Consider the following 14,134-nt stretch of genomic DNA (forward strand, 5'->3'; position numbering starts at 1 on the left):
ATAAAAAAGCCCGCTATAGCGGGCTTTTTTGTACCTGTGTTTTAGCTTAATCGCGGTAGCTAGCGGTAATCATTTAGCGACCAATCGTAATCTAAATAGCTAATTTTTGCCGCTTTCACTTGCTCTGGTGTAATCCTTAAATCAACGGCATAGTCACTAAGATAGTTATTTAGGCTCTTACCAAAGTCACCTTTGTACCACTTAAAAATAGACGACAGCTTTAAGCGATTGCTCTCTTTGTCATAGTGGTTCTTATCACTTTGCAAAAATTCTCTAAAAGCCTGTTTAAGCTGTTGTTCAACAGCATCGCCGGTAAAGGCAACGCTTTGCAAAGGCGGGCAACTAATGGCAGCACACACCACCGCCGCATGAATATGCGGGTTGTTGTAACCCGGGCGAATCAAATCATGTTCGATATGGTCTAGGCTGACTTTATCGCCAAACAACAAGAAACGTTTTTTCTTCCAAGGTGACTGAAACAAATTACCTAAATCACGAATCGAGGTGATATTGGGGTAGGCGGTAAGAATAAACTGAACCGTATAGGCGTTATAGGCATTGATAAGAAGCGCCAGTTGTTCATTGTCACTCCACTTATCAAACTGAGCTTGGCTCACTGATGCGATAGACGCTAAATACTGATCCAGCTCTTGTTGATTAAAGTTACTGTAATCAACTCGGCTTTCTTGGTTTGCCACTGGCCAATGTACGTATTGTTTAAGCAAACCATCCCATTGCGAGTGATCGAAAGACTCAGCTAATGCTAAGGGCGAAGAAATTAAACTCAGAAGGATTAAAACTTGAGCAAACAAACGCTTTGCAGGGCTAATAATCGCGTTTAGCGTTTGCAATACTGTAAGGCTTAAGCGAGAATAGCCTCGCTTCTTCGGAAGCTCATCTATGGTGGCCCTATTGGTCCTCCCGCATTGATACTCTGTGAACTCGGCCAGGCCCGGAAGGGAGCAACCGCAGCAGACGACTCGAGTGCCGGGATGTGGCTGGTAGGGTTGCCACCCAATCTTATAAGTTACTAATTCGATAAGATTTCTCACAGTTCTTCCTTTTCTAAAATTCAATGCTCAGTCGGCGCTGTTTATTTGTATAAGCCTATTTGAGCTTAGCTTATCCAACTCTTAAGGTGTTTTATCTAAGCACAATATTGCTGTTAGTTAAGACAGGGATAGTAGAGGATTACTTTCAATGTCGCGCACAAACTTCGCATCGTGTCGTAATTGATATTCAATTAACCCATTGAGACCTTGTTGAATGAACGCTTTAGTTGTCAAACTGGCTAAACGTCCTCAACAAGTGCTGTAGGTTTGCAAGGCCGGTTAATAGAGTCCACGTAACAAGCAATGAAACTAGAAGAACTCAAGGCGCTTTAACTTTCTCTTCGTGTTCTAGGTCACGAAAAAGGTTTTGTCGCCAATCAAACTCTAGGCTGCGGTCGTTGGGGGTAGGGTCGTAGTAGTAGGTGAATTTAACAAAACCTACATTTTTGCGTTTGGTGGTGCCAGTGTAAGATGAGCCGAGGAAATTACCTGCTATTTTTCGATAATTGGCACTTATTATTTCCCCTTTGCTGTTTAGCTTAGTATTGATCCGGAATGCGTAACCTAAAGTAGAACTGTCGTAGGTGGTCATTGTTTTAGTGTTCGAAGAGCGCCTCTTTTTAAGTATAAGTTTGTTAGTGTAGCCAATCAGTGGGGCTTGGTAAGGAAATGGATATTCAGAATTAGTTGGGGCTTTATTTAGTTTAAACAAGCCATCATCAGCATTAGCAAAAGTGACTTGCAGCTCATTGTTGTTGTTGTGTACATCAGTATACTCACCATCTAAATAAAAGAAAATATGAGCCGTATTTCCCTTGCCATAGGGAAAGATCCAATCGCCTTGCTCAAAGTCAAAGCCGATTGCTTCTCTTCTCTTGGGTACAGGAAGAAGAAGTTTCTTGGCATACATGGCAGTTGGTTTTTTCTTTTTGCGCAGCTCTACAGTGAGGTTTTGGTCGCTAGGGCCGGTTCTTAATTTAGATTGGTAGTACCCCTCTTTATTTACCCTTACTATTACCCCGAGGTTTTGTCTACGAGTAGCTTTAAGTTCTCCATTTTTATCTGTTAATTCTTTGACATTAGCTCCTTCATTACCAAGGATAAAACCCAAAAAGACTTCAGCATTCTCTACAGGTAGACCATCTTGATCTACCACTTTAAGTTTTACGCTAGTTAAGGTGCTTGCGCAGGCGCTCAAGTTAATCAACACTAGGATTAACGTTAGGCGTTTAACTAATAAAGTCATTATCAGTTCTTTAGTATTTGGCAGGCTACGGCGCTTTAACTTTCTCTTCGTGTTCTAGGTCGCGAAAAAGGTTTTGCCGCCAATCAAACTCGAGGCTGCGGTCATTGGGGGTGGGGTTGTAGTAGTAGGTGAATTGTACAAAACCTTCATTATTTCCTTTAGCTGTATCGACGTAAGCTGAGCCGAGGAGCTCACCTGCTATTTTTCCATAATTGGCACTTATTATTTCCCCTTCACTGTTTAGCTTAGTATTGACACGAAACACATAACCCAGAGCGAACTGGTCATAATTGGTCAATTTTTCCGAGTCAGAGCGAAAGCTTTTTAAGGTTATAGCATTTTGGTAAACTTTTTGCGGGGCAAGGTATGGGAAGTGGTATTCAGAAGCCGTAGAGTTTTTTGTTAGCTTAATTAGTCCATCTTCTGGTTTCGAGAAACTTATTCGCAACTCATCGCTATAGTTGAATACATCTGTATATTCACCGTCTAGGTAAAAGAATATATGAGCAGTATTTCCTTTACCGTAGGGGCTAACCCAATCAGCTCGCTCAAAGTCAAAACCAATCGCCTCTTTTTTCTTTGGGAAGGGAAGAGTCACCTTTTTGGCATACATAGCCGTTGGGTTTTTCTTTTTGCGTAGCTCCATGGTGAGGTTTTGGTTACCGCTGCTGGTTCTAATTTTTGACTGATAGTAACCCTCCTTGTTTATTCTTACTATTACTCCAAACAGACCAACGCGTAAGGCTATAGCTTCTCCCTTTTCATCAGTCGTTCCTTTAAATTTATTACTGCCTTTGCTGAGCATAAAGCTCATACTCACTTCAGCATTTTTAACCGGCTGGCCATCTTGATCTATTACCTTGAGCTCTATTTCGGTTAAATTTTCAGCGCAAGCGCAGAGGTTAACCAGCAGCAGGCTTAGTATTAAGCTTTTAATTATTTTCATTGGTGGTTTCCTCAGTCTTAGCCAGTTCAAGTAGTTTTTCAAAAGTATGGTGTACAAAGGGGAGTGGTAAATTTTTTATATCGCTATGAAACCAATCAAAAGGGTGGTCTTCGTCGTCAGTTCTCTCATTTGGCCAGAAGGGGTTGCCGTCGGGTGCATCAGGTCTTAGCGCTTGCATGTTGAAGTTTCTTCCTGGACGTTCTAGTTCTTTCAAACTACTGGTCGCGACAGCAAAAGATCGGGCGGGAATAGCATGGGCTAGCAAGCTCCATAGAGTATGGTTTTTATTTTCTGGTGAAAACAGTTCTAGCATATCTTGTTGGGCAGGGCCGCCGCTGCGCATGTGTTCGCTATCCCCAATGGGTGCGTAGATGTTATTAAACTCGAAGGGACGAAAAAAGCCAAACTGAGCAAGATGTTGGTCGGTCAGTTTTCTTGTGCCAGGAGCATCTGGGTTGATTGCCGCAGTTGCTTCTTGAGCATTCATACTCCTATATGGGTTGCGCCCTGGTTTAATGCCAATATATGGTAAATCGTTTGAGGAACTGTTTTTTGCCCAACCAGCTTGGCGTCGAGAAAAAACATAAGCAAGTAGGTTTGTTGACCCTTTAGACATTTCTTGGGATACCCAAGCATGCCGAGCGAAATCCCAACTCCAAGGCAGACCCGAGGCGGAATCACTAATATAAGTACCTAAACTTTCGTTATCATTGGCATTTTCTAACACTTCATCTCCAGGGGTATAGAAATTATATGCTAGCTTTAGAGCAGGCGAGAAAATATTATTCCAGGTTAGGCTTTTTCTCGGGTCTGTATCTGGGAATAGTTTGTGCCATTCAGAGGCGAAAAGTTTTTCAGGGTAGTCATGCATGTCCTTTTCACGCATGCAATTTTTCATTATCTCTTGGTCTACACAAGCGCCTTGCGTTTGGCTTGCATCATAAGCTTCTATAGGCACTGCGGCATTAAACAAAAAGTATTTATCTACTGCTAAGCCCTGATGAGAAATGGCATTAGATACGACTACATTGCCTAAGCTGTGAGCTGCAATATAGGTGCTACTCGCATTTGGGGTTTTCTGCTGTATTGCAGCGGGTAAGTATTGGCTGGTGTTAAACGCGTTGTAAACCGCTTTATGGTAATCTTCTCCAGTATCACCCACCCACGTTACACCCATAAACTTGCCTTTAAAACCGAACCTGTATGTTCGTTTGAATATATCTGAATGCCAATCACCTGCTTCATCAGGATCAACGTTGTAGCCGTGCAAAAATACAAAGTATTCGTTTTGTGAGCGGCTGTCTGGGTAGCCTGGTGGAGCTGCAATTCCGGTATCGGGTAGGCCAAGTTGGTCGCCATTCATTACTGGATTGGGTACGTTGCGTAGGTTAGCGTGCCTAAACATGTTTTGTACTTTAGCTGCGTTTATCCATATCGATGAAGTGGCTACATTCTTGTTATCGGATTTTTGAGTAATATTCAATACTAATTCGAAGGGGGTATGATAGTTAGACGCAGTTGTTGCTTCTAGGTATATCACCCCTCCTAAGCCTTGACCGATACGGCTTATGAACTCTTCGTTTATTATTACACCGAGTTCATTGATGGTCTTTAGCTCCGCTTCAGCGTATTGTTCAGCAGTTGGTGGGTGAGTTAAAAAAACGTTGGGTTTTAGCTCTAACTCTACGTTGGTTGGCTCGATAGTGTTAGATGTAATGTCACCAAAAAAATTAAAGGCTGATTGAGCTTGTTGTAGACTATAGTTGTGCTCGCTGGCAGGGAAACGCTCTAGCGCTGAAGCGACATCAAGATATATTGGGAAAAAGTCAATCAAATCATGCATCCCATTAACAACGCTATCGCTGTTGTCTAAAGGAAGCCTGTCATCTTCTCCTCGCTGGCTGTCAAAGTTGTCGTTAACCCACATAAGTAAAGGGTTATCAATTCTGTTGTTGGTATCTATTGGGTGGTCACTATCGGGAGTAGTGATAATGTGCCCATCGTTATTCATATCCGTGACTAAACCAAAGGGGAGAAATGCGTAATCCCAGAGAATATTTTGCGAGTCTTCGTTTAAGTATAAGCGTAATGACAAGTAGTTATCTGGTTCTAACTGCGATAAGTAGTCTAAAGAAGATTGAGGGAAGGTTATTTTTCCATCCGGAGATATAATTAACTGTAATTCGTTTTCGCCAAACGCCAATACAAAAGTTTGATTTGTGTTAGTGCTCAAGCGGTCGTAGTTCCCCGCAACTAAACTATAAAATGCTTCAAGCAGCTCGTTTCCAGTGGCAGGCTGGGGATCTAATATACTGTTGTCAATGAGGAGGTTGTTGTCGTTAGAGGCGAGTGTTAAGGCAAATTGGTAACGACTAAATTGGTATTCTGGACGGTATAACCACTGATAACTAGGGAGTGGCTGGTTTGGTTGTTGATATTGGTTAATTTGTTCGTTGTAAACGAGCCATTGTTGTAAGTTGTTTTCTTCATCTTCGACAGGGGTGAGTAACGGAACAAATGTGGAAGGACGTCCTTCGTAGTCGTTGTTATTATCCGCAAAATCGGGGCCATCGATGATTGGTTCAGCGGAAACGTGAATATAGAAATGATTAGGTGTAGTGTCGTCGTTTGCGAATTTTAATACTTGGGTCTGACGATTGGGACGAATCGGGAAGTGCGATAACTGAGAGCCAGAAGCATTGTCGAGTAAGTTAGGGGCTACTATTTTAGCCAGTCGGCCAGTAAACCCGTAATCTTGCCCATTGTTGTTAGCTAAGCCATTAGGGAGAGGGCTTCCGTCAGCATTTAACCATTCGGTATATACTACTAATTCGTTGTCGGATAATAAGCTAGCACCATCACTTCCAATAAGATGGCTATGGTTTTGCCCGCTGGTTAAGCCGTGTGAAGTGTCGTAATTTCGTTCTGCCCATACTTTTATATTTGGTGGACGCAGTATGATCGGTTCGAGTAGTGTCGAATTGGTAATATTTGTAAGTTGAGTGCGTATTGTACCCAAGTAGCCCGTTGAACGGTTTATCGCAACAATGTTGACCCATTCGCCTGGTTTTAAGTGGTTTGATGCTCGGTTTTGGTAGTTTTCTGTATAACCTGCAGTACTTGTCCAATCAGAAAATTTTTGCCCTTCAAATATGTCAGCACCTGCGCTGAGTAAACTTGCGTTGGGCCCCCTTAGGGTAATTCTATAATATGGGGGAATATTGTCTGACTCTTTGCCTTTTAGGCCTTGTCGATTAACTATGGCTTCGCCAGTGGACTCTCGAAACACCAAAATGTCGGTATTTGCTAAGTCACTTTTACTAATACTGCTTAGCAAACCAGTATTGTGGAGTTGTGCTTGACGATCTGCTTGTCTAATTAGATCCGGTTCTCTATTTTGAGTTAGATTAGAGCTAAACCATACTCCCTGGATCGAAGCTTCTTCACCATTTAATTCGGTAGTAAAGCGCTGGACTTGCTGTTGATTCTCGGTAATGGTTTCCAAGCGACCAAGCTTAGTCAAGTCGGGAACACCGTCTTGGTCAAAGTCGTAAAATTGTTGAGCTACAGCTGGGTTCTCATCATTTGGTGTGTTGTAGCGAGTATGACTACCTATTTCAACTTTATTTCCTTCTCCGTCCTCAAAAGTAAGTTGACCAGACAAAGACATTATGTCAATTAAAAAAGGCACTTTAGTTATAGGGTTTTGATTACTATTTAAAATGTTGTCAATTGCTCTTTGAATCTCACCTTGATGTGTGCCAGCTCCAAGGTTGGGTGTACTCATACATACGTCGTATGTATTAACGAACGTCCAATAGGATAATGGTGCTAAGCCCTTCGGATTAAAAGCTAGGTAGTTTACTTGTGCCGCGAGTTCGGTTCTGTAGCTGAGAGGGAATGGTAAACAAGCTGGTAGTATTGTTGTTAGCGCAAAGACTCCTTGTTCGTTAGTTATCGCAGCTTCGTGTTCTCGACTTCGTACATATACTTTAACCCCGCTTACAGCGCCATGGTCGCCGGGTTCAAAAATATTGCCGTTGTCGCTGTAAAAGCTAGAACGCGGGCCTACGGTTCCTTCATGTGCACTCAGCACCTGACCTTGTTGGTTTATTATAAGTGATTTCATACCTGCAGGAACGCTGTAGGATTGAGATAAATCTACGTTAAAATGCAGTAAAATAAGCTGAGTGGCATCTCCAAGACGGTCAGCTTGTCCTCGCACTAAAACGCTCTTAACGGAGCTATCCAGTTGAGGTTTGTCTATTTCTGTTAGATTATCAGCCGCTACAAATGTAGCCGCCTGATACTGTGTGGCCGATAAGAGCGTTGCACTGCGACTTAGATCGTTAGCATGAGCACTTAAAAAAGTCTGGAGTTTAAGTTGTTGTCCGAGATAGAAGCTAGCTGAAATGATATTCACTTGTGAGCTAGGGACGGGAAGATTAATCGTTGCTGCTTCAGTCCCGTCATCATTGTACTCTACAAGAATTGCTTCATCGTTTTCATCGGTAACCACCGTTTTTGCCATAACATAGCCAGTTTTTACACGAGTTTGAATAATCGATGATTGTGAAGTGAAGGCATTGCTAGTAAAAACCAAGAGGATAGCCGTAACTAATATTGCTATGTGCAAACGGCTTTTTTGTACAAAACCTAAGGTTAAATGTTTCATTCTGCTTACTCGCTTAGGTTTTGGGTAATAGCTGCGGTTAATTCAATTAAACTAGCTTCGCCATTGGCGACTTGCTCAGCCAAGGATTGCTGTTCATGTGGTATCCAACTAGCTCCCACATAATTGAGAGAGCTTAAGGCAACTGGGAGCGGGGTTATTAAATGTTGGGTGTCGGTTATTTCTGCTACGCCAATGGGGGAGATAACCCCTTTTGCAGAGTTGTAAGCCACCAGCATCATGTAATTGCCTACAAAACTGAGATAGTCGTAGCTTTCTTGGTATTTAGGTAGCTTAAAGCGCGTACCCACTAAGCCTTCAATTTGTATATCTTTAGGCTGCGCGGCAAAAGCCCAAAGAGGGGCGAATTCCGGCATGATTGGCGCGTTAATGGTTGATAGCTGTGCAAGCTGCATATAAACATGGCCGTTATTGAATCCTTCAGGAAATAATACAGTTGCATTGCTTAAATCTAGTGTTACATCACCACCGGCTAGCACTGTGTTGGCGTTTCCGCTACTTATAAATTCTGCAGGTAAGGCTGTGTTGATCTGGCTTACTCGCAATAGTCCGCGCTCGTTTAGTCGTTGTGATTTAACTGTAAGTTGATAGCGCTCTTCGCTTATTCCCGGTGTATTCATTGCTCGGTTTACAATTAGCGTATAGGTACCAGCGGCAATAGATTCATTGGCGGAGTCTTGGTAACCAAAGGCGAAGCCGCCATCGGCATTGGTGGTGGTCACTAACTGTAGGGCTGGAACTTCAACTTTTATGCCCGCTAAGGTTTGATTAAATTGATCACTAACTGCCCCGGTGATTAAGGTGGGTAGGGGGCGTGTAGTAAATTGATGCCTACTTAGTGTTTTACCAGCGTAAACAACTTCAACTTCAATTGTCGCGCCGTAACCGAGAGGTGAACTTGGATATACGGCTGCTGTGGTTGCGCTTGGTAACAGGGCAAGGTTTGTGTCTACCGGCTCTCTGTTTCTAAATACTTGTTGGAGCGTATATCCTTTGGCTTGCAAGAAGTCGGTACCTGGTGCGTCGTTATTAACATAGGTATGGCCGTTTAAGGTTTCAAGTACTTTTACTTCAAGCTTAGTTAGGTCAATTTTTTGGTTAAAGTAGAGTTCTATGGCTTCTGTTGGCTCAGCAACCTTAGTGGCATGTTTCGGGCTCACTTTAGTCAGGGCTAAATCTACGCTATCTAGTGCAACTTGCTGAATAGTTCTACTTGCCGCTGCGAGAGTTTGATTGTTGCTATCAAGCACTGCAAACTTTACGTTTATTTCTCCTAGCTGCTTGGGTAAGGGCAATTCACCACTCGCCACCGTTGCAGCACTATTAAGCAAAATAGGTTCATTTTTATCTATCCAGGCAACGACCTTGGTATTTGCCGGTAATTGCTGATAGCTAGTGGCGACTTGAATAGTGTTGCTGGTGTCTCCTAGCATGAAAATCGCGTTTTCGGGTGGCAGCAAAGCGCTAAGGTTAAGGTTGCTGCTCAAGATAAAGCGAAGTTCTGTAGACACTTGATTGCCAGCGAAGTCGAATGCACTAATTAATACGGGGTGTTCTTCCCCAAAAGCGATATCTAGTGATTGAGAGAAACTAAAAACTTGAGGATTACTAGTGGGGGTTAACTTAAGTACACCATCATTTATTGTTGCGCTAGACAAGTTATCGTCTGTAATAAGGCCACTAATGGTGAAAGTGCTTTGGTTTATCTGATTAACGGCAGGAATAGCCAAATAGTTATTTACGCTAATGACCGGTGTTTGAGTGTCTCTTGTTACGGTAACTGACTTTGAGCTGCTGTTACCCAGGCTGTCGCTTACATTAATGGTAATGGTTAATTGGCTTTGTTCTGCTGGGAACGGAATGCTTTTGCTTAGTTTGCTTACAAGTGTGTCGTTATTGGAATAGGTTATTAAGTCCGCACTAGTAACTGACTCCCCGTTTATATCAACGTTTACCGCTCCGCCGTAACTGTTAATTCTAGCAAGTAGTTGTACTTGGTCATCGTTAATTACAGCGTCGTTTAAAGGAGCACTCAGTGCAATTTCTGGGTTTGGAAGCTCTGTGCTACCGGAGGGGCGGTAAAGTACATTAAGCATGCTTGAGGCAGTGCCGACATTTTGCCCTTGAGCGATTAAGGTGAAGGTGTTATTGCCTAAATCTAATGGGATGTCTGTTGCCGAAAATCGGTAAAAACTGCCTGAAACATCAAGCTCTGAGTGCAGCAATAACTGATTAAGCCGAATACCATCAACAACAAACCCCTTTGGAACATGAAGCTCTCCCGAAATTGTAATGAGTCGGTCGCTAACTACGCTGTGATTTGTGGGCTTTATGTTGGTCCATTTCACCGTAGAGTATCTTTTGATATTAATCTGTTCGGTACTGATATTGCGGTTGATGTCTGCAGCTGAAACGGTTATCTCGTTATTACCATAAGCTAAGGGGACTTCTGCGCTGAAGCGGTCATTCATAAGGACTGCATTAAACACAGTAGAGAACGGTTCATTTGTTATGGTTACTTTTTCTACTCCGCTTAGCGCCTCTTTAGGGTCGACTACGCTACCACTGAATAACATGCTTGGTGCTGTTGTGGTGTTGGGTAGGGGATCTAAAGTAATCGTTGGCGGAGTGGTGTCGGGAGCCGGCTGGTAGATAATCTGATGAACTATTTGCTCGTTGCCATTAGGCGTGCTTAGTTTTAGTACTAACTGATTCTCACCCAGAGAAAGCGCTATATTGCTGATTGAAAAGGTGTATTTGTTTTTTAATGCGGATTCTACAAGCGATGCTGACTCCCCATTTACCGTGAGTTTAATGTCACTTAAAGGCCAAGTTGTTTCAATATCGCCCGACAACACGATAGGTGATTGCGTCACAACCTGCTGATACGTTGGGGTGATATTGCTGAACGTATCGAGTAAGTTTCTTTGAATAATGACAGATGCATTGGCTAAAGATCTACCTGCTTTTCTGGCTACCACCGTTAATGTGTTTTCCCCGACCTCAAGCGCCATATTCGCGCTGAAGTGGCTATTTTCTAATTGCGATAATGTTAGCGATTCACCAGTCAAACTGTTACTCAAGTGAAGTTCTACATAGCGTAAATCGGACAGCTTTCCTGAGCGGGTTGTGATTTGCCCATTTAATTGATATTTGTCTTTTTCGGTTGGAGAGTTTGCCGCTTCTAAGGTGATTGAGTAGTCTCTTTGAGAGTCAATTATGCTCGCCAAAAACTTAAATATTTTGTGAAAAATAGAGTCAGGACTCACAATCTTTAGATGAAACTCATTATTGCCATCTACTAGGTCGACCCAATGGGTAAATCGGTACTGGTAAATGGTTTTTACATCGCCCTTTCTCGCGATTCCAGAATTTTGAGTTTTCGCTACTGCCTGAGGCACCAGTTCAAAAGGAATTGCTTGGTTATCGATATATACAACGATGTCGTCGGCTGACCAAGTGCTGTAAAAGGTGCCAGAAAGGGCAGTTGAGTCACCTATGATCTCGCTCCCATTTATTGGCGACGTTGGAAAGTTTTCTTCGTTGTTCGTAAAATTGATATCAACGCTTTTAGTAATTTCATAACGATCATTAATTGTCGCTGTAACAACTACAGTATTAACACCGGGTTCAAGTTCAAGCCAAGCTGAAAACTGTGAGCCAGTAACTTCAGCAGCTATTGAAGCATTAGCGTTTATGGAAATAGACACTTGGATATTAGTACTTTTGGTGCCGGAGACTAAGCCAAGTAGTTTGATTTCAGAATAAGCCGTTTCTTCGACTAATTGAGTAAACTCTATTGAGGCAGTTGTTTTATCGCTACTGTCCCAAAACGGACAGCCACTAAGCAATAAGCTAATCATCACTAAGATTGTGGCACGGCTAAAACCTAACGTTGATATAGTTAGCTTCCTAAAACTTTCCTTAACACTCTTTATCCATAAAGATAGAACTAGCATCCTGCTATTCTCACTACTTAATTAGTTTTCTTGGGGGGAGGTCCATTCAATCAATGCTGTACTTTTAGCTAAATCTGATGCTTCTTTTACTGCTTTCTTTAGTTGAATAGGAGCAAGGCTTTTACGTATTTCAAGGCTAACTTCTGATAGCGGCTTTGGCGGCAGTTGGCGCTTGGAGATCATTCGTAAAATGTATACGTCTCCATTCACTAATGTTGGTGGTGATGTTTCGCCAACTTTTAAGCCATTTAAAGATGCTTGTAGTTCTGCTGGTAACGAAGTTACCGCCACTAACTCTTTTTTATAATGCAAGTTGAGCTTTGCTAAAGAATCACTGTTTGCCGACCACTCCACTTCATTTTGTAAACGAGAGAGTTGCTCAAACAATGACTTTCGCTGTTGCTCATTAGAGGCTGCAGGTTGTATTAGTTGCTCTAGCTGTAGTTGTTCAACTGCGCCAAAAGCTTGCGGGTTTTGTTGATAGTATTTGCTGACCATCGCAGTAGATACTGGCGTAGGATTTACGTGTTGCTGTAAGTATTGCTTAACTAGCAACTCTTCTTTATACGCCGCTACTTTTAGTTCGATTTGCTTGGTGGACTCTGCGGTTAATTGGGGGATGATAGCGTCACTCATTGCTCTTGCTGAAATCAAGCTTTCAATCACCGAATGACGGACTTCTTCTGGTAAATCTGTAATTTGCGCCGAACCAAATAGTTTCTCTAACTGAAACGTTACCATTTCATCCGTAATAGCGCTGCCGTTTACATTTACTATTATTGGTGAACTACTAGCTGTTTCTTCTTGAACAAGAGGGGCACTTTGCTCGCATCCGAGCATAGCTAAGCTAGACACTAACGCCATAGCTTTAGCTGCATTAACTAAACGGTATGTATTCATTGCTAATTACCGAAACTTTGTTTAGTAATTTTGATATCGCTTTGTAAACGGGTTATTTCTTGAGCTTTGGCTTCGCTACGAAGTTGGTAGCGAATGTTTCCTGCTACTGCTTCCAAAGGCTTGCGAGACAGCTGCGGCTCTTCTAACAAGGTCACGATATGAAAACCGAATGCAGTATTGAATGGTTCGGTAAATTCACCCACTTTTAGCTTAAAAGCGCGCTCAGAAAACTCAGGGCTAACAGCACCTTCTGATAACCAACCTAAGTCGCCGCCTTTATTGGCAGACACTATGTCTTCGGATTGTGCTTTTGCTAGTGATTGAAAGCTTTCGCCGGATTGTAATTGGCTATGTAATTGGCGGGCAAGAGTCAGTTTAGCTTGACGTTCTTGTTCTTCCATTCGGCTTGTTGTGCGAATTAGAATATGTGCAACACGAGCTTGTTTGGTTTCGTAGTTTTTTACGTTGTTTGCGTAGTAGGCTCTAACCATGTCGTCGGTTACCCGCTGCTCTAAGTACTTATCGAAATAGCGACTAATGTAAATTTGACGCTCTAAGTCTTGAACTTCTGCGGCAACCTCTTGCTTATTTATAAGGTTTTGCTTAGTAATTTGTTGGGCTAGTGATTCTTTATACACCAGCTCATCAAGTACTTTAGATTGAGTTGATGAGTCTTTGTTGGTGATTCTTTTATATTTCAGGTAGGCGTTAAATTCATCTTGAGTGATGTTTTTTTCACCAACTGTTGCCAACACATCTTTATCCTCACATCCGCTAATGACAAACGTGCTGAGTAGAGCCAAAATGAAAAATATACGTTTCTGTCCATGCATAGCTTCTTGTTACATCCTTATGTACTAAGCGTTTATTCTTGCAAGTCGGCAATTATCTTATTAATGAATAGTATTTACAAATACTTTTATTAATTAACTGTGGTGTTAAACGCTATTATCTCTTGTTTAGAACGGGCTTTATGAGGAACAGGCTTTTATAAATCTTTGAAAGCGGTTTCTAAAAAGGAAGTTGAGTTGTAATTATGTCTGATAGGTTAAGCAATTGTTAATCTTTGCTTTATTCTTATGTTATTTGGCTTTTTCTTAGTGCCGCCTTACGTTTATAGCTAGCCACCTTCTTATTGATTTAAATATTCATATTATTGTTGAGGGAAATATTATACTACGTTAATATCGCGTGCTATTAGCTATGTAAAAATGGATTTTTACTATTCCTCTGTATGGATGCGGGGGATCTATAGTACTCGAGTTTACACTCCTCCAAATTTTCGCATTGTTAATATCATAAATATATTTTGCGTATTATCGCTTTTGGAGAACATGG

Annotated in this window: 7 protein-coding genes and 1 other RNA gene; 1 reads left to right on the forward strand and 7 read right to left on the reverse strand. The window is 42.0% G+C overall.

The window, feature by feature from the left end; all coding sequences use genetic code 11:
• Nucleotides 1-59 precede the first annotated feature (59 nt).
• Nucleotides 60-851, reverse strand: a complete 792-nt coding sequence (locus Q4592_RS00635) for a DUF547 domain-containing protein (RefSeq protein ID WP_303508501.1) — start codon at nucleotides 849-851, stop codon at nucleotides 60-62.
• A 59-nt stretch (nucleotides 852-910) separates the two neighbouring features.
• Between Q4592_RS00635 and ffs the strand changes: the two genes are divergently transcribed.
• Nucleotides 911-1,007, forward strand: an RNA gene (gene ffs, locus Q4592_RS00640) — signal recognition particle sRNA small type.
• A gap of 364 nt (nucleotides 1,008-1,371) precedes the next feature.
• Here ffs and Q4592_RS00645 read toward each other — a convergent pair.
• From Q4592_RS00645 to Q4592_RS00670, 6 genes are all read right to left on the reverse strand, one after another.
• On the reverse strand, nucleotides 1,372-2,208 hold the full coding sequence (locus tag Q4592_RS00645) for a hypothetical protein (protein ID WP_303508503.1): 837 nt from the start codon (nucleotides 2,206-2,208) through the stop codon (nucleotides 1,372-1,374).
• A gap of 115 nt (nucleotides 2,209-2,323) precedes the next feature.
• Nucleotides 2,324-3,274 (reverse strand): hypothetical protein, encoded by a 951-nt coding sequence (locus tag Q4592_RS00650; protein ID WP_303508505.1) that lies wholly within the window; start codon nucleotides 3,272-3,274, stop codon nucleotides 2,324-2,326.
• A complete protein-coding gene (locus Q4592_RS00655) occupies nucleotides 3,231-7,919 on the reverse strand; it encodes a hypothetical protein (RefSeq protein WP_303508507.1) in 4,689 nt (1,562 codons plus the stop codon). The genes Q4592_RS00650 and Q4592_RS00655 overlap by 44 nt, the downstream gene beginning before the upstream one ends.
• A 5-nt stretch (nucleotides 7,920-7,924) precedes the next feature.
• Nucleotides 7,925-11,803, reverse strand: coding sequence for a carboxypeptidase-like regulatory domain-containing protein (locus Q4592_RS00660; protein ID WP_303508509.1), 3,879 nt, complete (start codon nucleotides 11,801-11,803; stop codon nucleotides 7,925-7,927).
• Nucleotides 11,804-11,917: 114 nt separating this feature from the next.
• On the reverse strand, nucleotides 11,918-12,796 hold the full coding sequence (locus tag Q4592_RS00665; RefSeq protein ID WP_303508511.1) for a peptidylprolyl isomerase: 879 nt from the start codon (nucleotides 12,794-12,796) through the stop codon (nucleotides 11,918-11,920).
• Nucleotides 12,797-12,798: 2 nt separating this feature from the next.
• Complete coding sequence (locus tag Q4592_RS00670) at nucleotides 12,799-13,551, reverse strand: peptidylprolyl isomerase (protein WP_303508514.1); 753 nt, start codon at nucleotides 13,549-13,551, stop codon at nucleotides 12,799-12,801.
• Between the last annotated feature and the right edge of the window lie 583 nt (nucleotides 13,552-14,134).

The organism is Agarivorans sp. 1_MG-2023, from assembly GCF_030548385.1.
GTDB lineage: Bacteria > Pseudomonadota > Gammaproteobacteria > Enterobacterales > Celerinatantimonadaceae > Agarivorans.